This window comes from Streptomyces sp. JLBT605, assembly GCF_058215555.1.
In genome coordinates this window covers 1452771-1478320 of the sequence record NZ_CM177087.1, presented here as the reverse complement: position 1 = coordinate 1478320, position 25550 = coordinate 1452771, and the positions used below count along the sequence as shown (strand labels likewise).

Here is a 25550-nt window from a genome sequence, read left to right as displayed (position 1 = left end):
TGATGGGGCGGGCCTTTTCGCTTACTGCCCGGGCGGGCGACGTACCGTCCCGGGGATCACTGTCCCGCGAACTTCTTGCTCACCGCGTTGTAGACCCCCTTGGCCTCCGGACCCAGGTGCGGTCCGGCCAGCCAGGTGGCCGTGGCCGGGCCGATCGAGGTGTTGGACACCAGCGCCGGCTTGCCGTCGGAGCCGGTGGCCACCCAGCCACCGCCGGACGAGCCGGCAGTCATCCGGCAGCCGATCCGGTACATCGTGGGCTGCGCGCTCTCCAGCGAGAGCCGGCCCGGCTTGTCGGAGCACCGGTACATCTTCTGGCCGTCGAACGGAGGCGCGGACGGGTAGCCGGTGGCCGTGATGCTGTCGATCGATTGGACCTTCGGCGCGTTGAACTCGACCGGCAGCGCGCCGCCGACCGTCTCCTCCAGGGACTTGCCGCTGCCGCCCTCGGGCTTCACGTGCAGCACGGCGAAGTCGTACGGGGCGCCCTTGCCGCCGACGCTGGCGCCGGTGTCGATCCACTGCGAGGAGGTCTGCGCCCAGTCCGCCCACCAGACGCCCTTGGGAGCCACATCCTCGCGGGTGGCGTTCTCCAGCTCGGCCGCCGACTTGCCGGCGTCGTTGTAGGAGGGGACGAAGGCGAGGTTCTTGTACCAGCCGCCGCCCTTGCCGGCGTGCACGCAGTGGCCCGCGGTCCACACCAGGTTGGACTTGCCCGGGTGCGCCGGGTCCTTGACCACGGTCGCCGAGCAGACCATCGAGCCCTCGGGGCCGTCGAAGAAGACCTTGCCCGCCTCGGGGACCTTCGTGCTGAACGGGGTGCTGACCTGCTGGGCGTCCACCGGCTTCGGCTCCGGGTCGGTGACGCCCTGATCGCCGGAGATGTCCTTCTCGTCGACCGGCTTCTCAGGCTCCTGAGCCTCCCTCATCCGGTCGGGCTTCCACAGGTCCTCGATGATCGGGTTGATGAACTCCCCGGCCTCACGCAGCCACTTGTCCTTGTCCCAGGTGTCCCAGGCCCCGTTCTTCCACTTGTCGAGGTCGATGCCGAGGTGGTCCTTGAGCTTCTGGTCGAGGTCGTCCGGCAGGGAGATGTCTTCCGTGCCCTGCTGGTCCGAGGAGGCGGACGGACTGGCTTCCGCGCCGTCGTCCTCCGGACCGCAGGCGGTGGCGCTCAGCGCCAGCACGGCGGCGACAGCGGCCGCCGCGGCCGTTCGGGCTATGGATCGCATCGGTGGAATTCCCCCTGAGAGGTTCTGGGCTGCTCTTTGCTCGACTGCTGACCGCATACCGCGGCTCTGCCGCGTCACGGACCGCCGTTGCGGGTTGTCATGCACCGGCCCGGGCAGCAAAGTGATCCCCCACTATGCCGGTGACGCCTACGACGATCACACCCGGGGGCTTGGTTCCCGGACACCGCGGATCCGCCGCCGGGCGTGATCTGGCGCCGCGAGCGTCGTTGGTACGGACGGGGGATCAGCGAGAGAGGAGACCGCCGCTGTGCAGCCACCCGCCTCCACCGCCCCTTCGAGCTCCGGCGCCGACAACGCCGACGACGCGGACGACACCGGCGACACCCTGGAGCTGCGACTGTCCGAGGAGCGCGCCCCCGTGCTCCCCGCCGACCGGCTCCTGACCGAAGCGCCCGGCACCGGCGGTGCCGGGCTGCTCGACCATCTGGCGGGATGGGGCGCGGTGGACTCCCCGGTGGGCGCCTTCCAGCTGGTCCCGGTCCAGGTGGAACGCGACCTGGCACTGATCACCCGCTGGATGAACGATCCGGCCGTCGCCGCCCTCTGGGAGCTGGACGGCGCGGAGGACCGCACGGAGAAGCATCTGCGCGGCCAGCTCGAGGGCGACGGCCGCAGCGTGCCCTGCCTGGGCGTCCTGGACAGCGTGCCGGTGAGCTACTGGGAGATCTACCGCGCCGACCTGGACCCGCTGGCCCTCCACTACCCGGCGCGTCCGCATGACACCGGGCTGCACCTGCTGATCGGCGGGGTCCTCGACCGTGGCCGCGGCCTGGGCACCACCCTGCTGCGGACCGTCGCGGACCTCGTCCTCGACCGGCGCCCGGCCTGCGGCCGCGTCGTGGCCGAGCCCGATCTGCGCAACAACCCGTCCGTCGCGGCCTTCCTCGGCGCGGGGTTCCGCTTCGGCGCCGAGCTGGAGCTGCCCGGCAAACGCGCCGCCCTCATGATCCGCGACCGCGCCCTGCGTCACCTCATGTGACCTGGACCCCGTCCGGGGGCCGGGCCCGCCCACGATCCGTATCCAGCCCACTTCACCAGGGACGATCGCCGATGTCAGTGGTGCGCCGTAGGGTGGTCAGGTTATGACGAAGCCCTCTCTTCCCGAGCTCCTGCACGCAGCCGTCACCGCCGTCGGCGGCTCGGAGCGACCCGGCCAGGTCACGATGGCCGAAGCCGTCGCCGAGGTCATCGACGGCCAGTCCCATCTGCTGGTGCAGGCCGGCACCGGTACGGGCAAATCGCTCGGCTATCTGGTGCCCGCGCTGGCGCACGGGGAGAGAGTCGTCGTCGCCACGGCCACGCTCGCGCTCCAGCGGCAGCTGGTCGAGCGTGATCTGCCGCGGACCGTCGAGGCCCTGCATCCGCTGCTGCGCCGCCGCCCGCAGTTCGCCATGCTCAAGGGCCGGTCGAACTACCTCTGCCTGCACCGGCTCCACGAAGGCGTGCCGCAGGAGGAAGAGGACGGGCTGTTCGACGTCTTCGAGTCGGCAGCGCCCACCAGCAAGCTGGGCAAGGACCTGCTGCGGATGCGCGACTGGGCCGACGAGACGGAGACCGGCGACCGCGACGATCTCACCCCCGGCGTGTCCGATCGCGCCTGGTCGCAGGTCTCCGTCACCTCGCGGGAATGCCTCGGGGCGTCCAAGTGCCCGTATGGCGCGGAGTGCTTCGCCGAGGCGGCCCGGGAGCGCGCCAAGCTCGCCGATGTGGTCGTCACCAACCACGCGTTGCTGGCCATCGACGCCATCGAGGGCGCCCCCGTCCTGCCCAGCCATGAAGTGCTGATCATCGACGAGGCCCATGAGCTGGTCTCCCGGGTCACCGGGGCGGCCACCGGGGAGCTCACCCCCGGCCAGGTCAACCGCGCGGTGCGACGTGCCGCCAAGCTGGTCAACGAGAAGGCGGCGGACGCCCTGCAGACCGCCGCGGAGACCTTCGAGCGGCTGATGGAGCTGGCTCTGCCCGGCCGGCTCGAAGAGATCCCCGAGGATCTCGGCTATGCGCTGCTGTCGCTGCGGGATGCCTCCCGCACGGTGATCTCGGCGATCGGGGCCACCCGCGACAAGTCGGTGCAGGACGAGGACGCGGTCCGCAAACAGGCGCTGGCCGCGGTGGAGAACATCCACGCCGTGGCCGAGCGCATCGTGCAGGGCTCCGAGTACGACGTCGTCTGGTACGAGCGGCACGACAGGTTCGGCGCCTCGCTGCGGGTCGCCCCGCTGTCGGTGTCGGGGTTGCTGCGCGAGAAGTTGTTCAACGAGCGCTCGGTGGTGCTGACCTCCGCGACCCTCAAGCTGGGCGGCGATTTCAACGGCGTCGCGGCTTCGCTCGGCCTCGCCCCCGAGGGCACCGGAGGGGAGGACGCCCCGGAGTGGAAGGGTGTCGACGTCGGATCGCCCTTCGACTACCCGAAGCAGGGCATCCTGTACGTCGCCAAGCACCTGGCGCAGCCCGGCCGCGAGGGCAGCCGCGGCGACATGATGGACGAGCTCGCCGAGCTGGTGGAGGCCGCCGGAGGCCGCACCCTCGGGTTGTTCTCCTCGATGCGTGCCGCGCAGGCGGCCGCCGAAGAGCTGCGCGGCAGGCTGGACATGCCGATCCTGCTGCAGGGGGAGGAGACGCTGGGCGAGCTGATCAGGGCCTTCGCGGCGGATCCGCGCACCTGCCTCTTCGGCACGCTGTCGCTCTGGCAGGGAGTGGACGTCCCCGGAGCCAGCTGCCAGCTGGTGGTCATGGACCGCATTCCCTTCCCGCGCCCGGACGACCCGCTGATGAGCGCCCGGCAGAAGGCTGTGGAGGAGGCCGGGGGGAACGGTTTCATGGCCGTCGCGGCGACCCATGCCGCGCTCCTCATGGCGCAGGGCGCGGGACGTCTGGTGCGGGCCTCGGGCGACCGCGGCGTGGTCGCGGTGCTCGACCCCCGGCTGGATCGCGCCCGCTACGGAGGATTCCTGCGGGCCTCGATGCCCGACTTCTGGTACACCACCGACCGCAATCAGGTGCGGCGCTCGCTGGCGGCCATCGACGCGGCGGCCAAGGCGGACTAATAGCCCGGTGGGGGAAGTGCGGCGGAGACCCGACCAGGGTCAGCCTGCCGGCGGGATGTGGATAATGCAGGGCCCCGGAACCGGCGCAGTGGTCCCGGGGCCCGGTCGTCAGGCGTGTCCTCAGACGCGCCGCAGCACTGCGACCACCTTGCCGAGGATGGTCGCGTCATCACCGGGGATCGGCAGGTATGCGGCGTTGTGCGGCATCAGCCAGACGTGACCGTCCTCGCGCTTGAAGCGCTTCACCGTCGCCTCGCCCTCCAGCATGGCGGCCACGATGTCGCCGTTCTCCGCGACCGGCTGGCGGCGCACCGTCACCCAGTCCCCGTCGCAGATGGCCGCTTCGATCATGGAGTCGCCGACGACCTTGAGGACGAACAGCTCACCGTCACCGACCAGCTGCCGGGGGAGCGGGAAGACGTCCTCGACCGACTCCTCGGCCAGGATCGGGCCACCCGCGGCGATCCGGCCTACCAGGGGGACATAGGAGGCGGCGGGCTTGCCGGCGGTGTCCGTCGGCTGGGCGCTGGCCTGGTCGGAGGCGCGCACCTCGTAGGCCCGGGGGCGGTGCGGGTCCCGGCGGAGGAAACCCTTGCGCTCCAGCGCCATCAGCTGGTGGGCCACCGATGAGGTGCTGGACAGCCCCACGGCTTGCCCGATCTCGCGCATGGACGGTGGGTAACCACGGCGTTGCACGGAGTCTCGGATCACTTCGATGACCCGTCGCTGCCGGTCGGTGAGCCCCGAGCTGTCGGCGCGGATTCCGGGAGGTCGACCGGGGAGCGAGCGCGTGGGCTTGACGCCCTCGGGGTTCGTGGCTGCGTCAGTCATCGCGTGGGTGGGTTCGAGTCGGCCCTGGGAGCGGTCCTGGGCGGTGATGGTGGCGCTGTCTGTGGTGGTGGTCACGTCGTCGGCCCCTCTCGAAACTGTTCTCCCTGGTTCGCTCAACGGTAGTTGCTTTCGAAAGGTTGCGCCAAACACACGTTCGAGTGAAATATCGCAGATCGGCTGACGTGAACACAGGATCGGGTGTATGGGCTGATGGGCGAAATCCGGCCACCCGGACCCCGCCCAGTGTGGCACCTGGTCCCCTGTGAGGCGATGACCGGGTCGCCTCGCGTAGGCTCGTGCCGCCCGCGTCGCGACACGCCCCTTGGCTGCGGATTGAGACCCTGCCACCACATCTAGTGGTTGGATGGGCGTCGGCCCCCATAGTTAGTGTCCCGGGTGCTTCTGCGCTCCGGGCTTCGCCTATGCTTATGGCTCCCGGCGGACGGCTCTCAACGCCCCTGTCGGGGTTATCAGTCGTACCTGGACGTACGCAGTTTCCGAGGGTGGAGAAGGGTGGGAAATCGTGCATTGCCCCTTCTGCAGGCACCCCGACAGCCGAGTCGTCGACAGCCGCACCACGGATGACGGCTGCTCGATCCGGAGGCGTCGCCAGTGTCCGGACTGCTCCCGGCGTTTCACGACCGTGGAGACGGCGTCCCTGATGGTGATCAAGCGCAGCGGGGTCACCGAGCCCTTCAGTCGCAACAAGGTCATCTCGGGCGTGCGCAAGGCGTGCCAGGGCCGCCCGGTCACCGAGGACGCGCTCGCGCAGCTCGGTCAGCGGGTCGAAGAGGCGGTCCGCGCGACCGGCAGCGCCGAGCTGTCCACCCATGACGTCGGGCTCGCCATACTCGGCCCGCTCAAGGATCTCGACCTCGTCGCCTACCTGCGATTCGCCTCGGTCTACCAGGCGTTCGACTCGCTGGAGGACTTCGAGGCGGCGGTCGCCGAGCTGCGTGCGCAGCAGCGGCCTCCCGTGCCCGCGGACACCGGGTCCGGCGTCGACGGGGCCGTGGCGGCCCCCGCGCCTGCTGCCGTCGCCGACTGAGCGACGGCCATGGAAACGTGCCCGGGTGCTTGAGCGCCCTGGGCGAGAGAACAGAACACCGTGCCTGGGAAGAAACGGGCACATCAGGGCGTTTTGCCCGTACAGGGAGGCGGAATGACAGAGACGGCGAGCGGCTCGGCGCGGGGTTCCCGCACCAAGGGCGGCAAGGCGGGCGCCACCAAGGGCCTGCGTATCGAGCGCATCCACACCACCCCCGGCGTGCACCCGTACGACGAGGTGGCCTGGGAGCGCCGTGACGTCGTCATGACCAACTGGCGCGACGGCTCGGTGAACTTCGAGCAGCGTGGCGTCGAGTTCCCCGACTTCTGGTCGGTGAACGCGGTCAACATCGTCACCAGCAAGTACTTCCGCGGCGCGGTCGGCACCCCCCAGCGCGAGACCGGTCTGAAGCAGCTCATCGACCGCATCGTGAAGACCTACCGGAAGGCCGGCGAGGACCACCACTACTTCGCCTCCCCGGCCGACGCGGAGATCTTCGAGCACGAGCTCGCCTACGCCCTCCTGCACCAGATCTTCAGCTTCAACTCGCCGGTGTGGTTCAACGTCGGTACCACCCAGCCGCAGCAGGTCAGCGCCTGCTTCATCCTCTCGGTCGACGACTCCATGGAGTCCATCCTCGACTGGTACAAGGAAGAGGGGATGATCTTCAAGGGCGGCTCCGGTGCCGGCCTGAACCTGTCCCGCATCCGCTCCTCCAAGGAGCTGCTGTCCTCCGGTGGCAACGCCTCCGGCCCCGTCTCCTTCATGCGCGGCGCCGACGCCTCCGCCGGAACGATCAAGTCCGGTGGCGCCACCCGCCGCGCCGCCAAGATGGTCATCCTCGACGTCGACCACCCGGACATCGAGGACTTCATCGAGACCAAGGTGAAGGAAGAGGAGAAGATCCGCGCCCTGCGCGACGCGGGCTTCGACATGGACCTGGGCGGCGAGGACATCACCTCCGTCCAGTACCAGAACGCCAACAACTCCGTCCGGGTGAACGACGAGTTCATGCGGGCCGTGGAGACCGGTGGGAAGTTCGGCCTGCGCGCCCGGATGACCGGCGAGGTCATCGAGGAGATCGACGCCAAGTCGCTGTTCCGCAAGATGGCCGAGGCCGCCTGGGCCTGCGCCGACCCGGGCATCCAGTACGACGACACCATCAACCGGTGGCACACCTGCCCGGAGTCCGGCCGGATCAACGGCTCGAACCCGTGCAGCGAGTACATGCACCTGGACAACACCTCGTGCAACCTGGCCTCGCTGAACCTGATGAAGTTCCTCAAGGACGACGGCAAGGGCAGCCAGTCCTTCGACTCCGAGCGCTTCGCCAAGGTCGTCGAGCTGGTCATCACCGCGATGGACATCTCCATCTGCTTCGCCGACTTCCCGACCCAGAAGATCGGTGAGAACACCCGCGCCTTCCGCCAGCTGGGCATCGGCTACGCCAACCTCGGCGCGCTGCTGATGGCCACCGGTCACGCCTACGACTCCGACGGCGGCCGGGCCCTCGCCGGTGCCATCACCTCGCTGATGACCGGCACCTCCTACCGCCGGTCCGCCGAGCTGGCCGCGGTCGTCGGCGCGTACGACGGCTACGCCCGGAACGCCGAACCGCACCAGCAGGTCATGCGGCAGCACGCCGACGCCAACGCCGCCGCCAAGCGGATGGACGACCTGGACACCCCGATCTGGGCCGCGGCCACCGAGGCGTGGCAGGACGTTCTGCGGCTGGGCGCCAAGAACGGCTTCCGCAACTCCCAGGCCAGCGTGATCGCGCCGACCGGCACCATCGGTCTGGCCATGAGCTGCGACACCACCGGTCTCGAGCCCGACCTCGCCCTGGTCAAGTTCAAGAAGCTGGTCGGCGGCGGCTCCATGCAGATCGTCAACGGCACCGTCCCGCAGGCCCTGCGCCGCCTCGGCTACCAGCCGGAGCAGATCGAGGCGATCGTCGGCCACATCGCCGAGAACGGCAACGTCATCGACGCCCCGGGCCTCAAGCACGAGCACTACGAGGTCTTCGACTGCGCGATGGGTGAGCGGTCCATCTCCGCCATGGGCCACGTGCGCATGATGGCGGCGATCCAGCCGTGGATCTCCGGCGCGCTCTCCAAGACGGTCAACATGCCGGAGACGGCGACCGTCGAGGAGGTCGAGGAGATCTACTTCGAGGCCTGGAAGATGGGCGTCAAGGCCCTCGCCATCTACCGCGACAACTGCAAGGTCGGTCAGCCGCTCTCCGCGAAGAAGAAGGACGAGGAGAAGATCGCGGAGAAGGCCGAGGAGACCATCCGCGGAGCGGTCGAGAAGGTCATCGAGTACCGTCCGGTCCGCAGGCGTCTGCCCAAGGGCCGTCCCGGCATCACCACCTCCTTCACGGTGGGCGGCGCCGAGGGCTACATGACCGCCAACTCCTACCCGGACGACGGTCTCGGCGAGGTCTTCCTGAAGATGTCCAAGCAGGGTTCGACCCTCGCGGGCATGATGGACGCCTTCTCGATCGCGGTCTCGGTCGGCCTGCAGTACGGCGTCCCGCTGGAGACGTACGTCTCGAAGTTCACCAACATGCGCTTCGAGCCGGCCGGTATGACGGACGACCCGGACGTGCGGATGGCGCAGTCGATCGTCGACTACATCTTCCGCCGCCTGGCGCTGGACTTCCTGCCGTTCGAGACCCGCTCGGCCCTGGGCATCCACTCGGCCGAGGAGCGTCAGCGGCACCTGGAGACCGGTTCCTACGAGCCGGCGGACGAGGAGATGGACGTCGAGGGCCTGGCCCAGTCCGCCCCGCGCCAGACGGAGACCCCCAAGGCGGTCGCCGGCCCCAAGCCGGAGCCGGTGTCCCTGCCCGCCCCGAAGCAGGCGCACACCTCGGCCGAGCTGGTCGAGATGCAGCTGGGCATCAGCGCTGACGCGCCGCTGTGCTTCTCCTGCGGCACGAAGATGCAGCGCGCCGGCAGCTGCTACATCTGCGAGGGCTGCGGCTCGACCAGCGGCTGCAGCTGATCGAACGCCGGCGCCCGCGGGCGCGCGCCATCCGGCCGGGCCGGGACCTGAGGTCAACTCGGGTCCCGGCCCGGCCCGTTCGGCCCACCCGGGGCATCCGGAGCGATCTGCTCCGGGCGCACCCGGGGCGCGGGGCGGGGACCGTAAGATGGCGCGGTGCTGGTCAAGTGGATTCGCTGTACCGTGGTCGACCGCCGTGGGTTCGAACGCGGGCAGCGGAAGTGGGCGGGGCTGCTCGGCGAACCGGGATTCCGGGGGCAGGGCGGTGGTTGGAGCCAGCGGCGCGAGTCGGTGGCGCACATATTCGGCTTCTGGGAGAGCCGCGCCTTCTACGACTCCTTCATGGCGCGCTCCCACGACCGGCTCGCGGCCGCGCAAGCCGGCACCTTCAAAGATCTTCAGGTCCGGCTCTTCGAGCACCGCTTCGATGTGAAGGTCGGTTTCCAGCCGAAGTTCACCGATGTCGACGTGGTGCGTGTCGCGCACTGCCGCGTCCACGCGGACCGGGTGGAGCACTTCACCCATGTGCAGGAGAAGGTGTGGAACCCGGCCATGGCCGGATCGCCGGGAATGCTGCGCGGGGTGTTCGGGGAAGCGCCGGGCAGCGAATTCCTCATCCTGTCCATGTGGAACTCCGCGGCGGAGCACGGGAAATACCGCACGGAGCGGGTGGAGCGTCTCGCGCTGCGCGCCCAGACCGAGGCGGATGTGGCCGCGATCGCCGGTGACGTACTCGACCTCGAACCCGCCTGGACGGTGTGAGGCAGGGCTCGCGGCCCGGGCCCGGATCGGCTCGGTGCCCTCACTCCGCTCCGGCTGGTATCCGGTAGGCGCCGGCGCGCACCGCGGCAAGCGTCGCGGCGGCCGACTGCTCGCCGTCCGTCGGGCGGAGTGGTTCGCGGGTGATCAGCGCCCGGAAGAACAGCGGCGCCGACACCGCCCGAGCGACCGCCGCCGCATCGGTGCCGGCCGGGATCTCGCCGCGCTCGACGGCCCGCTGGACGACCGCCTCGCAGCGTCTGAACCGCTCGGCGTAGAAGGCCCGCAGCGCCGTCGCGGCACGCTCCGACTGGAATGCGGCGGCCACGAACGCGGTGGGTGCGGCGGCGGCCGAGGAGTCGCCGAAGGTGTCGATGACCTCCTGGGCGAGAGCGCGCAGATCGCCGGCGAGGCTCCCGGTGTCCGGCGGGGACCAGCTGTCCTCGCCCGCCAGGTCGAGGGCGTCGGCGACGAGCTCCTCGACCCCGCCCCAGCGCCGGTAGAGCGTGGTCTTGTGCACCCCTGAGTGCTCGGCGACGTATTCGATGGTCAGGCCGGGATAGCCGTGCTCGGTCAGTCCGGTGAGGACGGCGTCACGGACGGCGGCGCGGGTGCGGGCGGTGCGCCCGCCGGGGCGGACGGTGCCCGGGGGCTGGGCGGGGGATTCCATGGACAACTGCAACTCCTGTTGCGTTAGTCGGTTGCGTCATGTCATTCTCATCGTAACGCAACACGGGTTGCGTTTACATGGTTCGGCGTATCCGCACTTGTCCGGAGGTTCATCCATGCCCACTCAGATCTCGCTGCGCGACGTGACCGTCTCCCGCGGGGACCGTGTGCTCCTCGACGATGTCTCCTTCTCGATCCGCCCGGGTGAGCGGATCGGCATCGTCGGAGAGAACGGCGCCGGCAAATCCACGCTGCTGCGACTGCTCGCCGGTGAGCACCCGCCCGATGAAGGAGCGGCGGTGACGTTGGCCGACGGCGGCGCGGGACACCTCGCCCAGACCCCGCAGCTGCCGCCCGACCGGACGGTCGCGGACGCCATCGACGCGGCCCTGGCCGAGCTGAGGGCCCTGGAGCGTCGGCTGCGGGATCTCGAGCCCGCTCTCGCGGACGGCGGCCCCGAGGCGCTCGCCACCTACGGCGACCTGCTCACCGCCTTCGAGGTGCGCGGGGGATACGAGGCCGACGCGCGAGTGGAGAAGGCCCTCCACGGCCTGGGCCTCGCCGAGATCGGCCACGACCGCCTGCTCGGCAGCCTCTCGGGCGGTGAGCAGGCTCGGCTGGGCCTGGCCTGTCTGATCGCCGCCGCGCCGGAGGTGATGCTGCTGGACGAACCCACCAACCACCTGGACGGCGCCACCCTCGACTGGCTGGAAGACGCCCTGCGCGCCCATCCCGGCACGGTGATCGCCGTCTCCCACGACCGGCTGTTCCTCGAACGCGTGGCCACCGCGATCGTCGAGGTGGACGCGGACCGCCGCACCCTCGTCCGGTACGGCGGGGGATACCCCGGGTTCCTCGCCGAGAAAGCCGCCGCCCGGCGCCGCTGGGAGCAGGCGTACCAGCAGTGGTGCACCGAGACGGCGGCCCTGGCCGAGACCGCCGTCGGCACCGCCCGGCGGGTCGCGCCCGGCCGGGCCAGGAAGGACGGCAACAAGATGGCCTACGACCGTGACAAGGGCCGTGTCCAGGCGTCGGTGTCCAGCCGGGTGCGCAATGCCCAGGAGCGGCTCCGGCGGCTCACCGAGGACCCCGTGCCCCGACCGCCGGAGCCGCTGCGCTTCACCGCGCTGCCGGCGGCGGGCACCGCGACGGGACCGCTGGTGGCCCTCGACCAGGTGCGGGTGGCGGACCGGCTGACCGTCGACGGGCTGACCGTCGCGGCGGGTGAGCGCCTGCTGGTCCACGGGGCGAACGGCGCGGGCAAGTCCACCCTGCTGCGGGTCATGGCGGGGATGGTGGAACCGGACGAGGGCCGCGTGACGCGGCGCGGCCGCATCGGCTATCTCGCCCAGGAGATCCCGGTGGCCCGCCCGGCCGAGCGGCTGCTGACCGCGTTCGGCCGCGGCCTGCCCGGCACCCCGCAGGAGCAGGCCGATCTCCTCCTTTCCTACGGCCTCTTCCGCGACCGCGACCTGCATGTGCCGGTCGGCTCCCTGTCAGCGGGGCAGCGCCGCAGGCTTGCCCTGGCCAGGCTGCTGGCTCGCCCGGCGGATCTGCTGCTGCTGGACGAGCCGACCAACCACCTGGCGCTCGGCCTGGTGGAGGAGCTGGAGCAGGCACTGCACAGCTGGACCGGCGCGCTCGTGCTGGTCTCGCACGACCGGCTGCTGCTCGACCGGTTCACCGGAGCGACCTGCGAGATACGCGCCGGCCGACCGGTGGCCGGCTGCCGGAACGAGGCAGCCAGGGCAGGCGCGATCTAGTGTGGCCGCATGGCACGTCCGCGGCGCATCGTTCTCATACGGCACGGAGAATCGCAGGGAAATGTCGACGACACGGTGTACGAGCGAGAGCCCGACCACGCTCTGGGCCTGACCCCCACCGGGCAGCGCCAGGCGAGGGAGGCCGGTGCCCGACTGCGCGAGATGTTCGGCGACGAGACCGTCTCCGCCTACGTCTCCCCGTACCGCCGCACCCACCAGACCTTCCGGCTGCTGGGGCTCGACCCCTCCAGGACCCGGGTCCGGGAGGAACCGCGGCTCCGCGAGCAGGACTGGGGAAACTGGCAGGACCGGGAGGACGTGCGCAGACAGAAGGCGTACCGCGATGCCTACGGCCACTTCTTCTACCGATTCGCCCAGGGCGAGTCCGGAGCCGACGTCTACGACCGGGTGGGTGCCTTCCTGGAGAGCCTGTGGCGCAGCTTCGAGGCCCCGACACACCCGCCGAACGTCCTGCTGGTGACCCACGGGCTGACCATGCGGCTGTTCTGCATGCGCTGGCTGCACTGGTCGGTGGCGGAGTTCGAATCACTGTCGAATCCGGGAAACGGCGAGACCAGGGCGCTGATCCTCGGACCCGACGGTCGGTATCACCTCGACCGGCCCTTCGAGCGCTGGTGCACGCCCGAGCCTTACAGCGCCGAGCCGTACGGTCCCACCGGTTAGAGTTCGATGCGATGACCGACGATCGATTCACCCGTGCCCTCGCCAGCCTGCGGGGGCTGGCCGTGGGCGACGCCCTCGGCTCCCAGTTCTTCGTACCCGCCAACTTCCCGTCCCTGGCCCGGCGGGAGCTGCCGCCCTCCCCCTGGCAGTGGACGGACGACACCGAGATGGCCTGCTCGGTGCTGGCCGTCCTGGTCACCCACGGCCGGATCGACCAGGACGCGCTGGCCCGGTCCTTCGCGCACCACCATGACTTCGACCGCGGCTACGGCCCGGCGGTGAACCGCATGCTCCGGCTGATCCGCGAAGGCGGCGACTGGCGAGAGCTGGCCTCCGCCCTGTTCAACGGCCAGGGGTCGTGGGGCAACGGCGCGGCCATGCGGATCGCCCCGCTCGGCGCCTGGTACGCGGGCGACGCCGAGCAGGCGACGCACCAGGCGGAGATCTCCGCCTACACCACGCACCAGCACCGGGAGGCGGTCGCCGGCGCGATGGCGGTGGCCGCGGCCGCGGCGCTGGTGGCCGACACCGACGGTCCGCGGGAGCCGGAGGCCCTGCTGGACGCCGTGGTCGCCCTGGTGCCCCGCAGCGCGGTGCAGGCCGGGCTGCGCCGCGCCCGCGACATGCTCGACTACGGCGACGCGGGTACGGTCGCCGCGGTGCTGGGCTGCGGACGCCGCACCAGCGCCCACGACACCGTCCCCTTCGCGCTCTGGGCCGCCGCCCGCCACCTCGACTCCTACGAGGAGGTGTTCTGGACCACCGCGCAGGCGGGTGGTGACGTCGACACCACCTGTGCCATCGCAGGCGGCGTGGTCGCGGCCTCGTCGGCCGGTGCCCCGCCCGCGGAGTGGCTGGAACGCACCGAGGCGTTGCCGGCCTGGCTCCCCGGGCCTGCCGCCTGACCGCGGTGACCGGCCGCCGGACGGGAAGATCGCGAGCGAGCTGAGTGATCGTCACCACCGGGGGCGGCGAAGATCGCGGCCTGGTGGCGCCCCCGGTGCTCCCGGTGCACGGCGCCGGAAGCGGCGGCGTAGGGTTGGTCATGCCATGCCCTACCAACCGCCCACGCACAGTGTCGAGCGCTCTCTCCGCGCCACCACCGGAGCCCGCGTCATCGTCGGAATCGACGAAGTCGGGCGCGGAGCGTGGGCGGGGCCGGTCACCGTCTGCGCGGCCGTCACCGGACTGCGCCGCCCGCCCGCCGGGCTCACCGACTCCAAGCTGCTGACCATCAAGCGCCGCACCGAGCTGGCGCAGGAGTTGGAGACCTGGGTCACCGCATACGCCCTCGGCCACGCCTCGCCGCAGGAGATCGACGCGCTGGGCATGACCGCCGCCCTCCGGCTCGCCGCCACCCGCGCGTTGGCCGATCTCCCGGTGCGGCCGGACGCGGTGATCCTCGACGGCAAGCACGACTATCTCGGCGACCCCTGGCGGGTGCGCACCGTCATCAAGGGCGACCAGAGCTGCGTCGTGGTCGCCGCGGCGTCGGTGATCGCCAAGGTGCGACGGGACGCGATGATGGCCGAACTCGGCGACGATCACCGGGACTTCTGCTTCGCTGACAACGCCGGGTACCCTTCGCCGGTGCACCGCGCCGCGCTGGAGGAGCTGGGACCCACCCCGCACCACCGACTGTCCTGGGCCTACCTGGACGCCCTGCCGCGCTGGCGGCACCTCAAGCGGGGCCGCAGCGTCCCTGAAACAGCTGCGCTGGAAGCCGGTGGCCAACTCGGCTTCGACTTCTGAGCGGACCAGTCCGCCACCCGCCGGTGCGACTCGCACCGACGTTTGATAAATATCAGGTCATGCCTCTCATCCCCGAGGAGCCTCAGATTCACGAGAGTGTCCCGGGTCCCCGCGCGACGCCGGCCGCAGGCCGCGCCGTGCCGACCCCCCGTCCCGTTCCCGGCCCCCGGCCCGCCCCTCGGCGGCCCGGCACCCCGGGCCCGCACCGCGGTCCGGCCGCGACCCCGTCGCAGCGCGCCGCGGGTGACGCGGTGAAGACCGCGCCACCCACGCCTCCCACCACGGAGGCTCCGTCCACCCCGCAGATCCAGCTCATCCCCGCCTCGGCGCAGGGCGCGCTGGACGCCGCCGACGAGGCTGTCGACCTGCTGCTGGACTCCGGCCGAGCACCCGGCGACATCCTGGTGCTGACCACCGGAGACCAGCATCCCTGGGCGGCGCACGAGCTGTCCTTCGGTGAAGCGTCGTACTGGGCCCAGCAGGACGCGGCGGACGACGTCTTCTACGCCGCCACAGGGGCCGACCGACTCAGCGCACGCCCCGTCGTGGTCGTGGCCGTCAACGGCGGCGCGGACGAGGACATCGCCGGTGCGCTGCCGCAGGCCATGTCCCGCGCCGGTGCGCTGCTGATCGTCTGCGGCGATCCGCAGCGCATCAACACGCTGATCACCGCCGGCGTCTGAGCCCCGTCCCGCACGCTGGATCCACGACGCCCGGTGCCCGGCGGCCCCTGAACGGGGAGCCGCCCGTCACCGGGCGATCGCACGCCGCAGCGCCTTCGGCGTACCTCCGCCCGAGCGTGTCCTGGCGCCGGCGGCGTCATCGGCCTCCGGCGCGCGGAACGGCATGGTGTCCGCCGAAAGCGTGGCCTCCGGCCGGTCGGGCGCGGAGGAGGAGTGTGGTCTGCGGCCGCCGCGCCCCTCGCCCAGCACCTGCCAGCCGCTGGGGGTGAGGGTGATGTACGCACCACAGCGCAGGCCGTGCAGGGTGCACGCGTCCCGCAGCCCCCACATCCACGCGCCGTCCTCCTCGGTCCATCCACCGTCCCCCTCACGGCAGTAGAGCAACACGGCGGTACGTATCGGAGTGCGCCGCCGCAGATCGTGCGGTATCACGCGGCGCAGCTGGGACAGGAGGGCGTTGCGGAACTCCCAGCCGTCGGCGGCGGTGTCCTGCCGGCGGAACGAGGCACTCGCCACCAGCCGCTCGTCCGGGCCGAGCACCGCCACCACCGCCGTCGAGGGGGTCGGCAGATGGCGGGAGTGCAGGCCGGTGACCACCTCGCGCGGATTACGCAGCAGCGGTATGCCTGCCGAGGCCCACTCGGAAGGTTCGAGCAGCCTGCCCAGCCGGGAAGCGGAATCGGAGGACGGGGGCGGGGCGAAGCCGAAGGACACGGGCCTCCCTTCGTCTGCGTACCCCACGGTTCGCGCGGGGCGCCGGGCACCGGGCGCACACCAGGACGCGGCCCCGGCTGACCGCGAGACGCGGACGGGGAGCTGGTCTAATTCTTGCGGTCGTACCGGCCTGCGGCAACGAGCAATTGGCGCCGCCGACCGTTATGCGACGGTGCGTCGGCTATTTTCTCCCGCCCCGCGTCCGATCCCGTCTGCCCCTCACGCCTGCACCGCCAGGACCAGGGGAAAGACCTCCTGGGCGCCGGCCCTGCGAAGCAGCCGGGCGGCCACCGCGAGGGTCCAGCCGGAATCGGCCAGATCATCGACCAGCAGCACCGGTCCGGCCGCGTCGGCGAGTGCCGCACCGAGCGAGGGCGGCACGGTCAGCGCCCCGTGCAGCGCGCGGAGCCGCTGCGCGCTGTTGCTGCGCGGCACATGCGAGTCGTGTCCTCCGGTGTACGCCACCGTGCCGAGCAAGGGCATCCGCCCGATGCTCGCGATGCGCTCGGCCAGTGACCGGATCAGCTGCGGCCGGGTCACCGAATCGACCATGACGACCCCCACCGGCCGGCCCGGAGCGTCCGGCGCTCCCGAGGCCCAGCCGCCAGGCCCCTTCGCCCAGTCCGCCAGGACGGTCACCACGGCATCGGCCACATCGTCGGGAACCGGGCCGTCCGGGGTCTGCGGCGACAGCAGCGGACGCAGCCGATTGCCCCAGCCGATGTCCGACAGCCGGCCCAGGGCCCGCCCCGCAGCGGCCTGCTCGCTCGCCGGAATGCGGCCCTTGAGGTCGACACCGACCGCGGCGAGGCCGGTGGGCCACATCCGGCGCGGCTCCACCTCCACCCCCGGCCGCCCCAGCTCACCCCGGGCCGCGGACAGCGAAGCCTCCGACACCTCGGTGGTGAAGCGGGACCCCGCGCAGTTGTCGCAACGCCCGCACGGGGCGGCCTGTTCGTCGTCCAACTGCCGCCGCAGGAACTCCATCCGGCAGCCGGCCGACGCGGCGTACTCCCGCATGGCCTGCTGCTCCGCCTCGCGCTGCCGCGCCACCCAGGCATAGCGCTCCGCGTCGTAACTCCAGGGCCGGCCGGTCGCCGTCCAGCCGCCACGCTCCCGCCGCACCGCCCCGTCCACGTCGAGCACCTTGAGCATGGTCTCCAGCCGGGACCGGCGAAGCTCGACCTGCGGCTCCAGCGCGGGCAGCGACATCGGACGGCCGGCGGCCGCCAGCACGTCCAGCGTGCGCCGCACCTGCTCTTCGGAGGGGAAGGCGAGCGAGGCGAAGTACTGCCAGATCGCTTCGTCCTCGCGGCCGGGCAGCAGCAGCACCTCGGCGTGCTCCACCCCGCGGCCGGCCCGTCCGACCTGCTGGTAGTAGGCGATGGGGGAGGAGGGGGAGCCCAGGTGGACCACGAAACCGAGGTCCGGCTTGTCGAAGCCCATCCCGAGCGCGGAGGTGGCGACCAGCGCCTTGACCCGGTTGGCCAGCAGATCCTCCTCGGCCTGCTGCCGGTCGGCGTTCTCCGTCCTGCCGGTGTACGAGGACACGGTGTGTCCGCACCGGCGCAGATAGGCCGTGACCTCCTCGGCCGCGGCGACGGTGAGGGTGTAGATGATCCCTGAGCCCGGCAGTGCCTCCAACCGATCGCCCAGCCAGGCGAGCCGGTGGGCGGCGTCGGGCAGCCGCAGCACCGAAAGGCTCAGACTCTCGCGATCCAGCGGCCCGCGCAGTACCAGCGCCCGCGAACCGTCCGGCGACCCGGGCCGCGCGTCTCCGCCGGTGCCCAGCTGCTCGGCCACATCGGCGGTGACGCGGGCGTTGGCCGTAGCCGTCGTCGCCAGCACCGGCACACCCGGCGGAAGCTCGGCGAGCATGGTGCGCAACCTGCGGTAGTCGGGCCGGAAGTCATGACCCCAGTCGGAGATGCAGTGCGCCTCGTCGACCACGAGGAGACCGGTGGCGGCAGCCAGCTTGGGCAGCACCTGATCGCGGAAGTCCGGATTGTTCAGCCGCTCGGGACTGACCAGCAGAACATCGACCTCACCCGCGGCCACCTCGGCCTGGATGCCGTCCCACTCCTCGGGGTTCGCGGAATTGATGGTGCGGGCGCGGATCCCGGCCCGCGCCGCCGCGTCGACCTGGTTGCGCATCAGCGCCAGCAGCGGCGAGACGATGACCGTGGGGCCGCTGCCGCGCTCACGCAGCAATGCGGTGGCGACGAAGTACACCGCGGACTTCCCCCAGCCGGTGCGCTGCACCACCAGCGCCCGGCGGCGGTCGGCGACCAGCGCCTCGACCGCGCGCCACTGGTCCTCCCGGAGCCGGGCCGTGCCGGAGGCGTCCGCGACCAGACGGGCGAGGACGCGGTCGGCCGAGACGCGGAGATCTTCGTTGCTCATGCCCCCCATGCAACCCGATGCCACCGACATCGCGCGAACGGGCCGCGGAACCTGTGGACAAAGTTATCCACAGGGGTGGCGGGAATTTCGCGATCACGGGACCGTCGGGCCATGACCCGACACAACGCATCCACCGGTCCGTCCCTCCGGGAGCAGATCACGCTCCGCAGCCCGGCCGAGCTCGCCGACGCCCTTCCCTTCCTGCTCGGTTTCCACCCGGACGACTCCATCGTGCTGGTCGCCCTGCACGGCCCGCAGGGCCGCTTCGGCGGCCGGCTCCGGTTAGGCATTCCCCAGGCCCGCGAGGACTGGCCGGAGGTCAGCGATCAGATCGCCGAGTGCCTGGTCACCGGCAGCGAGCGGCACGGCTCGCGCCCCGACGGCATCATCCTCTTCCTGTGCCAGGACCCCTCGGGAAACGAGTCGGCCCAGGACGTCATGGAGCGGCTCCGCCCGCTCGCCCAGCGCCTGCGCCTCGCCTGCGGAGCGATGGAGGTGCCGGTCTTCGAAGCCCTGTGCATGTCCGGCGGCCGTTTCTGGTCCTACTGCTGCCCCGATCCGCGGTGCTGCCCGGCCGAAGGCGTCCCCCTCGGCATCCCCGGCACCTCCGTGATGGCCGCCACCGCGGCCTATGCCGGCATTCAGGTACGCGGCACACTGCGGGAGATGGAGGCCAGGCTCACCCCGCTCACGGCACCCGGCGCCAGGGAGCAGGAGACCGCCCTGGACGCGGCCGCCGTCGCCCTGGTGCCGAGGATGCTGAACGGGACCTCCGCCGCCACCGTCCGCGACGAGACCCTCACCCTGCTGAACAAGATGATCGAGAAGTTCCGCGGAACGCCGCCGATCGCCGATCCGGTGGCCTCGGACCGTCGCGACGACGGCCTCCTGGACCCCGGCGAGGCCGCGGCCGCCATCATCGGCCTCCAGGACCGGATCGCCCGGGACCGCGCGGCGGAGTGGATGGAGGGCACGGAGGCCGACCCAGCGCTGCGCCTGTGGCGAGCCCTGGCCCGGCGCTGCGTCGGCTCCTACGCGGAGCATTCCGCGCCGCCGCTCACACTCGCGGGGTGGGTGGCCTGGTCGTCCGGGGACGAGCCGTTCGCCCGCATCGCACTCGGCTGCGCGCTGCGCGCCGACCCGGACTACCTCTTCGCCAGGCTGTTGCACCAGGCGTGCAACGAAGGTCTCGACCCGGAGCGGCTCCGCCGCTGTCTGCGGCGGGAGCGGGCGGACCAGGCGGTGCACGCCGCCGTGCACGAGGAGTTGGCCCGCGGCTCCGACGCCCCCGGCGGGGCCGCTTCCTCGGTCGGCACCCCAGGCGGCAGCGCCTCCCATGCCGACGCCGCCCAGGACCGCTTCTCCCCTGGGCCGGACTTCCGGGCGGATGATGCCAGGGCCGAGCGTTCCGACGCCGGCGATCCCGGCGCCGATGACCCGTGTGCCGACATCGGCGGCCCGGAGACCGAGAGCCGGGGCACGACCGGCCCGAGCGCGGCGACCGGGGCGGCGACGGTCGGGGTGGGGGCAGACGAGGCGGCGGTGACCGGGGTCGGGGGGCAGGCCCCGGCGGAGTCGGCGGCCGGACCGGCCGCGGTACACGGACCGGCCGGCAGCGGCAGGCCGGCGGCAGCCTGGCGCAGGGGCCGCCGGAACCGCCCGGGCCCCAGTGGCCCGGGGGCGCCGCGCGGCAGCCGTGACGGCCGCCGCCCCGGCCTCAGTCCGCGACCCCGCCGGCGGCCGGGACGGCGCGGTGCGGACGGCTGCCTATGAGGACCGGCCGAGCCGCCCACCGAGCGATCAGGGGCCGCTGCCGCCCTCCGCCCGGACCCGGCAGCGCGGGTCAGGCACTCCAGTCGACCCGAAGGGAGGGAGCACGACGTGTGCCAGACTGTGGGAGCGCTGCCACGAGCACGGCGCGACGATCGTCAAGCGCCTGATTATCGTCAGGAAGACGACTATGATCGCGTCCATGCCCTACGACCCGTCGGCCTTCCCGCCCTTCGCCGTCACTGTCGATCTGGTCGTGCTGACCGTGCGGCGGCACGCGCTGTGCGCACTCGCCGTCCGTCGCGGTGAGCCGCCCTTCCAGGGGCACTGGGCGCTGCCCGGGGGATTCGTGCGCGCGGAAGAGGATCTCGCCGCCGCCGCTGCCCGGGAACTCGCCGAGGAGACCGGGCTGCTCGCCCACGACCCCTCCCTGCCCGTGCCTCCGAACGCCGCGCACCTGGAACAGCTCGCCACCTACGGCGACCCCAAGCGCGACCCTCGGATGCGCGTGGTGAGCGTGGCGCACCTGGCGCTCGCGCCGGACCTGCCCGCGCCCCGGGCGGGCGGCGACGCACACAGTGTGCGCTGGGCACCGGTGGAGACCCTGCTCGGTCAGGAAGGGGCCTACCGGCACGACGGCGAGGTGTTCGCGCCGCTGGCCTTCGACCACGCCCGCATCCTCGCGGACGGCGTGGAGCGCGCCCGTTCGAAGATCGAGTACTCCTCACTGGCGACGGCGTTCTGCCCGCAGGAGTTCACGGTCGGTGAGCTGCGGCGGGTCTACGAGGCGGTGTGGGGTGTGGCGTTGGATCCGCGCAACTTCCATCGCAAGGTCACCGGCACCCCGGGCTTCCTGGTGCCGACCGGTGGGACGACGACCCGGCAGGGCGGACGTCCGGCACAGCTGTTCCGGGCGGGCGGGGCGACGCTGCTGAATCCGCCGATGCTGCGTCCGGAGGTCTGATCGCCGTCGGACGCGGTGTTCCGAGCTCCGTCAACCTGCCGTGGACGATGCGTTGTTGCGGCGGTCGGGGCGTCCCGTGGCGCGTCCGGGGAGGTCACCGAAGGCCGGCGGCGTGGGGCAGGCCCGTGCCGGGCCCAGGCCGCTTCGCCTCAACTGCTCGCAACTCCCCGACGGCTGGCGATTTCTGCCCGATTGGACGTCAATTGTGAGGTAATGGTCGATCACCCTTTCGTGTGCTTTTCACCAAAGACCCTAAGGGTCTCGGAGGCGTCGCCGACAAAGGATGCGTGAGTACCCTTGCGCACACCACGATGACCGCGGCTCGCCCCGCCGATTCCGGCCTCGCCGGCTCGGGCGAGCTTGACCGCTACCCCTACCCCGACGCCTCCGGCGCCGACCGCGGGGGCGCGCCTTCCTGGGAAGGCGCCGACACCGAGATCGGACGCGTGGGACGGCGCGCCGCCGGCAACCGCGGACGCGGCCTGCACGGCCAACTCGTCCAGCAGCTCGGCCAGATGATCGTCTCCGGCGACCTGGGGGCGGACCGCCCGCTCGTCCCCGAGGAGATCGGTCAGCGTTTCGAGGTCTCCCGCACCGTCGTCCGAGAGTCCCTCCGCGTGCTGGAGGCCAAGGGCCTGGTCAGCGCCCGGCCCAACGTCGGCACCCGCGTCCGGCCCGTCAGCGACTGGAATCTGCTCGACCCGGACATCATCGAGTGGCGGGCGTTCGGCCCGCAGCGCGACGACCAGCGCCGCGAGCTGTGTGAGCTGCGCTGGACCATCGAACCGCTGGCGGCCCGCCTCGCCGCCGGACACGGCCGCGAGGAGGTGCAGCAGCGGCTGGCCGACATGGTGGAGATCATGGGCCATGCCCTGGCGCAGGGAGACTCCCTGACCTACTCCCGCGCCGACGCCGAGTTCCACGCCCTGCTCCTCCAGGTCGCGGGCAACCGCATGCTGGAGCACCTGGCGGGCATCGTCGCCTCCGCGCTGCACGTCTCCGGCGGGCCGGCGATCAGCTGCGACCGGCCCAGCGAGGCGGGGGTCGGCAACCACCGCCGGATCGTCGACGCCGTCGGCGCGGGGGACGCCGGGGCCGCGGAGAGCGCGATGCGGCAACTTCTCACCGTCCACCCCGAAGTCGAGCGCGTGGTGCCCGCACCACGCGAGCACTGAGCCGCCGCCGCTCACGCGGGTCGGACGGGCGCGAGATGGCGTCGCCGGATCCTGCGCGGGATCCGATCGGCCGTGGGGTTCGGCGACGCACTGTGTTCCGTCCGCTTCGTACCGCCTTCACCCCATTTGTGGTGTGACTCGGGCCACGGGGATTGGGCGTAACGCTCCTTGATGCAGCGCGATGACTAAAGAGGTGGTAGCCGCTGAGGGAATACGGACGTCGCTCGTGACGCTGTGGTCCCCTGCACTCCCGCCCGCGCCATCGGTTCATCCCTGCCGGTGGTCGTCGGCTCCTGTCCACCGCGGACGGGGCCGGAAGCCGTTTCCATCATTCCGAGAGGTTGTTCGTGTCGGCCAGCACATCCCGTACGCTCCCGCCGGAGATCGCCGAGTCCGAGTCTGTCATGGCGCTCATCGAGCGGGGAAAGGCTGATGGGCAGATCGCCGGCGATGACGTGCGTCGGGCCTTCGAGGCTGACCAGATTCCGCCAACCCAGTGGAAGAACGTTCTGCGCAGCCTCAACCAGATCCTCGACGAGGAGGGTGTGACGCTGATGGTCAGTGCCGCAGAGGCGCCCAAGCGCACCCGCAAGAGCGTCGCAGCGAAGAGTCCGGCGAAGCGCACCGCCACCAAGACCGTCACGGCCAAGACGGTCACCGCCAGGAAGACCAGCGCCTCGGCCACCCCGGAGGCGGAGGCCGTCGAGACTGACGAGGTCACGGCAGCGCCCGCGAAGAAGGCCGCCGCCAAGAAGACGGCCGCCAAGAAGACGACGGCGAAGAAGACCGTCGCCAAGAAGACGACGGCCAAGAAGACCGCCACCAAGAAGGACGCCGACGAGCTCCTCGACGAAGAGCCCCTCGACGAGGCCGCGGTCCCCGGCAAGCCGGGTGAAGGCGCGGAGGGCGAAGGCGAGAGCCAGGGCTTCGTGCTCTCCGACGAGGACGAGGACGACGCCCCGGCGCAGCAGGTCGCCGCGGCCGGCGCCACCGCCGACCCGGTCAAGGACTACCTCAAGCAGATCGGCAAGGTCCCCCTGCTCAACGCCGAGCAGGAGGTCGAGCTCGCCAAGCGCATCGAGGCCGGTCTGTTCGCCGAGGACAAGCTCGCCAACTCCGACAAGCTCGCCCCGAAGCTCAAGCGCGAGCTGGAGATCATCGCCGAGGACGGCCGCCGCGCCAAGAACCACCTGCTGGAGGCCAACCTCCGCCTGGTGGTCTCGCTGGCCAAGCGGTACACCGGCCGCGGCATGCTCTTCCTGGACCTCATCCAGGAGGGCAACCTCGGTCTGATCCGCGCCGTCGAGAAGTTCGACTACACCAAGGGCTACAAGTTCTCCACGTATGCCACCTGGTGGATCCGGCAGGCGATCACCCGCGCGATGGCCGACCAGGCCCGCACCATCCGTATCCCGGTGCACATGGTCGAGGTCATCAACAAGCTCGCGCGCGTGCAGCGCCAGATGCTCCAGGACCTGGGCCGCGAGCCCACCCCGGAGGAGCTGGCCAAGGAGCTCGACATGACCCCGGAGAAGGTCATCGAGGTCCAGAAGTACGGCCGCGAACCGATCTCCCTGCACACCCCGCTGGGTGAGGACGGCGACAGCGAGTTCGGTGACCTCATCGAGGACTCCGAGGCCGTCGTCCCGGCCGACGCGGTCAGCTTCACGCTGCTCCAGGAGCAGCTGCACTCCGTCCTCGACACCCTCAGCGAGCGCGAGGCGGGCGTGGTCTCCATGCGCTTCGGTCTGACCGACGGCCAGCCGAAGACGCTGGACGAGATCGGCAAGGTCTACGGCGTGACGCGTGAGCGGATCCGCCAGATCGAGTCCAAGACCATGTCCAAGCTGCGGCACCCCTCCCGTTCCCAGGTCCTGCGGGACTACCTGGACTGACGGACGGCCGCCGCCTGAGTTGTTCGAAGGCCGGGTCCCCTCTGCGGGGGCCCGGCCTTCGCGCTGCGCGGCCGCCACTCCGGGCCGTAACCGGTGCCGCCTCGGGATGCGGAAGCGGTGCAGATGGATGACGCTGGGTACGCAGGTCACTCCATATGGTCAGGAGAAGGTATGCGCATTCGGCCCCGTCTGTTCGTCGTGGTGCCCGTGGCCGCGCTTACCAGCGCGCTCGCCCTGCTGTTCGCCGCCCCGGGCCCGGCGGATGCGGGCCGGGTCGTCGTCGGCGGCCATCCGGTACGTGCGTCCGATGCTCCGTGGATGGTGGCGCTGGCCAGCCGGGAGCGGTTCGGGGAATCCAGGTCGGGTCAGTTCTGCGGCGGGGTGGCGGTCTCCCGCACGACGGTGGTGACGGCGGCGCACTGCATGCGGCCCGAAGTGCTCGGCGTCGACTGGCGCCAGGTGACCGATCTGCGGGTAGTGGCAGGCCGGGGTGACCTGGCCGCCGACGACGGCCATGAGCTGGAGGTGCGGCGGGTATGGGTGAACCCGGAATACGACCCGGTCAGCCACGCCGGGGACGTCGCGGTGCTGACCGTGACGCGCTCACTGCAGGCCCTGCCGATGGCGGAGCGGGGCGACCGCTCCTACGCGCCGGGGACGGCTGCCGCGGTCTACGGCTGGGGCGACACCCGAGGGGACGGCAGCTACGCGCGGACCCTGCGGAGCGCGGATGTCCGCGTGCTGGCGGACAACGTCTGCGAACGCGCCTACCCCAGGAGCACGGACGGTGCCTATGAGGCGAAGTCCATGGTGTGCGCGGGGTTGCCGGAAGGCGGGCGGGACGCCTGTCAGGGCGACAGCGGAGGGCCGCTCGTCGCCCGCGGGCGGCTCATCGGACTGGTGTCCTGGGGCAGCGGATGCGGCGAGGCGGGCAGCCCGGGCGTCTACACCCGGATCTCGGCGGTCGCGCCCCTGGTGGAGAGCGGCGACTGAGCCGGGGAGGACCCGGCAGGCCGCACGACGACTCTGGGCGGGCAGCCCGAAACGGGGCGAACGGGCCGGCTGCCGGTCGGTGGGTGCGGTGTCACCGGAAGTGCCGGGATGCGGACGGGCGGCCGCCCCTGTGAGGTC

The 25550-nt window shown here is 71.5% G+C and carries 20 protein-coding genes; 15 read left to right on the top strand and 5 right to left on the bottom strand.

What is annotated here, in order from left to right:
* Positions 1-56: 56 nt before the first annotated feature.
* A complete protein-coding gene (locus AC4BDD_RS06740; RefSeq protein ID WP_490690054.1) occupies positions 57-1232 on the bottom strand; it encodes a trypsin-like serine peptidase in 1176 nt (391 codons plus the stop codon).
* Between the two features lie 268 nt (positions 1233-1500).
* Between AC4BDD_RS06740 and AC4BDD_RS06735 the strand changes: the two genes are divergently transcribed.
* Together AC4BDD_RS06735 and AC4BDD_RS06730 are read left to right on the top strand one after the other, a co-directional pair.
* Positions 1501-2232, top strand: a complete 732-nt coding sequence (locus AC4BDD_RS06735) for a GNAT family N-acetyltransferase (RefSeq protein WP_490690053.1) — start codon at positions 1501-1503, stop codon at positions 2230-2232.
* A gap of 103 nt (positions 2233-2335) precedes the next feature.
* Entirely contained in the window at positions 2336-4300 is a 1965-nt protein-coding gene (locus tag AC4BDD_RS06730) for an ATP-dependent DNA helicase (RefSeq protein WP_490690052.1), read from the top strand.
* A 120-nt stretch (positions 4301-4420) separates the two neighbouring features.
* Here the strand turns inward: AC4BDD_RS06730 and lexA are convergent, their stop codons facing one another.
* Complete coding sequence (lexA, locus tag AC4BDD_RS06725; protein ID WP_490690051.1) at positions 4421-5206, bottom strand: transcriptional repressor LexA; 786 nt, start codon at positions 5204-5206, stop codon at positions 4421-4423.
* A gap of 448 nt (positions 5207-5654) precedes the next feature.
* Between lexA and nrdR the strand changes: the two genes are divergently transcribed.
* The 3 genes from nrdR (at position 5655) to AC4BDD_RS06710 (ending at position 9950) form a co-directional block, all read left to right on the top strand.
* The gene (gene nrdR, locus AC4BDD_RS06720; protein WP_490690050.1) at positions 5655-6179 is read left to right on the top strand and encodes a transcriptional regulator NrdR; all 525 of its coding nucleotides are present in this window, start codon (positions 5655-5657) and stop codon (positions 6177-6179) included.
* A gap of 114 nt (positions 6180-6293) precedes the next feature.
* Positions 6294-9188: a vitamin B12-dependent ribonucleotide reductase gene (locus AC4BDD_RS06715; protein ID WP_490690049.1), complete on the top strand. Its 2895-nt coding sequence runs from the start codon at positions 6294-6296 to the stop codon at positions 9186-9188.
* Between the two features lie 156 nt (positions 9189-9344).
* Positions 9345-9950 carry a YdbC family protein gene (locus AC4BDD_RS06710; protein WP_490690048.1) on the top strand — a complete coding sequence of 202 codons (606 nt, stop codon included), beginning with the start codon at positions 9345-9347 and terminating at the stop codon, positions 9948-9950.
* 40 nt (positions 9951-9990) lie between these two features.
* Here AC4BDD_RS06710 and AC4BDD_RS06705 read toward each other — a convergent pair whose 3' ends face one another.
* Positions 9991-10617: a TetR/AcrR family transcriptional regulator gene (locus tag AC4BDD_RS06705; RefSeq protein ID WP_490690047.1), complete on the bottom strand. Its 627-nt coding sequence runs from the start codon at positions 10615-10617 to the stop codon at positions 9991-9993.
* Between the two features lie 115 nt (positions 10618-10732).
* Here AC4BDD_RS06705 and abc-f point away from each other — a divergent pair, with 115 nt between their 5' ends.
* The 5 genes from abc-f (at position 10733) to AC4BDD_RS06680 (ending at position 15498) form a co-directional block, all read left to right on the top strand.
* The gene (abc-f, locus tag AC4BDD_RS06700) at positions 10733-12379 is read left to right on the top strand and encodes a ribosomal protection-like ABC-F family protein (protein WP_490690046.1); all 1647 of its coding nucleotides are present in this window, start codon (positions 10733-10735) and stop codon (positions 12377-12379) included.
* Between the two features lie 9 nt (positions 12380-12388).
* Positions 12389-13063, top strand: coding sequence for a histidine phosphatase family protein (locus AC4BDD_RS06695; RefSeq protein WP_490690045.1), 675 nt, complete (start codon positions 12389-12391; stop codon positions 13061-13063).
* 11 nt (positions 13064-13074) lie between these two features.
* Positions 13075-13968 (top strand): ADP-ribosylglycohydrolase family protein, encoded by an 894-nt coding sequence (locus tag AC4BDD_RS06690; RefSeq protein WP_490690044.1) that lies wholly within the window; start codon positions 13075-13077, stop codon positions 13966-13968.
* Between the two features lie 145 nt (positions 13969-14113).
* A complete protein-coding gene (gene rnhB, locus AC4BDD_RS06685; RefSeq protein ID WP_490690043.1) occupies positions 14114-14815 on the top strand; it encodes a ribonuclease HII in 702 nt (233 codons plus the stop codon).
* Between the two features lie 59 nt (positions 14816-14874).
* Entirely contained in the window at positions 14875-15498 is a 624-nt protein-coding gene (locus AC4BDD_RS06680) for a hypothetical protein (RefSeq protein ID WP_490690042.1), read from the top strand.
* 66 nt (positions 15499-15564) lie between these two features.
* Here the strand turns inward: AC4BDD_RS06680 and AC4BDD_RS06675 are convergent, their stop codons facing one another.
* Together AC4BDD_RS06675 and AC4BDD_RS06670 are read right to left on the bottom strand one after the other, a co-directional pair.
* Complete coding sequence (locus tag AC4BDD_RS06675; RefSeq protein ID WP_490690041.1) at positions 15565-16212, bottom strand: hypothetical protein; 648 nt, start codon at positions 16210-16212, stop codon at positions 15565-15567.
* Positions 16213-16431: 219 nt separating this feature from the next.
* The gene (locus tag AC4BDD_RS06670; RefSeq protein WP_490690040.1) at positions 16432-18615 is read right to left on the bottom strand and encodes a RecQ family ATP-dependent DNA helicase; all 2184 of its coding nucleotides are present in this window, start codon (positions 18613-18615) and stop codon (positions 16432-16434) included.
* A gap of 111 nt (positions 18616-18726) precedes the next feature.
* On the opposite strand from AC4BDD_RS06670, the gene AC4BDD_RS06665 reads away from it, so the two are divergent.
* From AC4BDD_RS06665 to AC4BDD_RS06645, 5 genes are all read left to right on the top strand, one after another.
* Entirely contained in the window at positions 18727-20388 is a 1662-nt protein-coding gene (locus tag AC4BDD_RS06665) for a DUF4192 domain-containing protein (RefSeq protein ID WP_490690039.1), read from the top strand.
* 199 nt (positions 20389-20587) lie between these two features.
* Positions 20588-21349 carry an NUDIX hydrolase gene (locus AC4BDD_RS06660; protein ID WP_490690038.1) on the top strand — a complete coding sequence of 254 codons (762 nt, stop codon included), beginning with the start codon at positions 20588-20590 and terminating at the stop codon, positions 21347-21349.
* Between the two features lie 233 nt (positions 21350-21582).
* Complete coding sequence (locus AC4BDD_RS06655) at positions 21583-22524, top strand: FadR/GntR family transcriptional regulator (protein ID WP_490690037.1); 942 nt, start codon at positions 21583-21585, stop codon at positions 22522-22524.
* A gap of 347 nt (positions 22525-22871) precedes the next feature.
* Positions 22872-24419, top strand: coding sequence for an RNA polymerase sigma factor (locus AC4BDD_RS06650; RefSeq protein ID WP_490690036.1), 1548 nt, complete (start codon positions 22872-22874; stop codon positions 24417-24419).
* A 171-nt stretch (positions 24420-24590) separates the two neighbouring features.
* Positions 24591-25412: a S1 family peptidase gene (locus tag AC4BDD_RS06645; RefSeq protein ID WP_490690035.1), complete on the top strand. Its 822-nt coding sequence runs from the start codon at positions 24591-24593 to the stop codon at positions 25410-25412.
* The last annotated feature ends 138 nt before the right edge of the window (positions 25413-25550 follow it).

Coding starts and splice junctions, on each gene's coding strand:
- AC4BDD_RS06660 (WP_490690038.1), top strand. CDS start 20,588: ATGCCCTACGACCCGTCGGCCTTCCCGCCCTTCGCCGTCACTGTCGAT.
- AC4BDD_RS06665 (WP_490690039.1), top strand. CDS start 18,727: ATGACCCGACACAACGCATCCACCGGTCCGTCCCTCCGGGAGCAGATC.
- abc-f (WP_490690046.1), top strand. CDS start 10,733: ATGCCCACTCAGATCTCGCTGCGCGACGTGACCGTCTCCCGCGGGGAC.
- AC4BDD_RS06730 (WP_490690052.1), top strand. CDS start 2,336: ATGACGAAGCCCTCTCTTCCCGAGCTCCTGCACGCAGCCGTCACCGCC.
- AC4BDD_RS06740 (WP_490690054.1), bottom strand. CDS start 1,232: ATGCGATCCATAGCCCGAACGGCCGCGGCGGCCGCTGTCGCCGCCGTG.
- rnhB (WP_490690043.1), top strand. CDS start 14,114: ATGCCCTACCAACCGCCCACGCACAGTGTCGAGCGCTCTCTCCGCGCC.
- AC4BDD_RS06695 (WP_490690045.1), top strand. CDS start 12,389: ATGGCACGTCCGCGGCGCATCGTTCTCATACGGCACGGAGAATCGCAG.
- AC4BDD_RS06705 (WP_490690047.1), bottom strand. CDS start 10,617: ATGGAATCCCCCGCCCAGCCCCCGGGCACCGTCCGCCCCGGCGGGCGC.
- AC4BDD_RS06670 (WP_490690040.1), bottom strand. CDS start 18,615: ATGAGCAACGAAGATCTCCGCGTCTCGGCCGACCGCGTCCTCGCCCGT.
- AC4BDD_RS06680 (WP_490690042.1), top strand. CDS start 14,875: ATGCCTCTCATCCCCGAGGAGCCTCAGATTCACGAGAGTGTCCCGGGT.
- AC4BDD_RS06715 (WP_490690049.1), top strand. CDS start 6,294: ATGACAGAGACGGCGAGCGGCTCGGCGCGGGGTTCCCGCACCAAGGGC.
- AC4BDD_RS06645 (WP_490690035.1), top strand. CDS start 24,591: ATGCGCATTCGGCCCCGTCTGTTCGTCGTGGTGCCCGTGGCCGCGCTT.
- AC4BDD_RS06690 (WP_490690044.1), top strand. CDS start 13,075: ATGACCGACGATCGATTCACCCGTGCCCTCGCCAGCCTGCGGGGGCTG.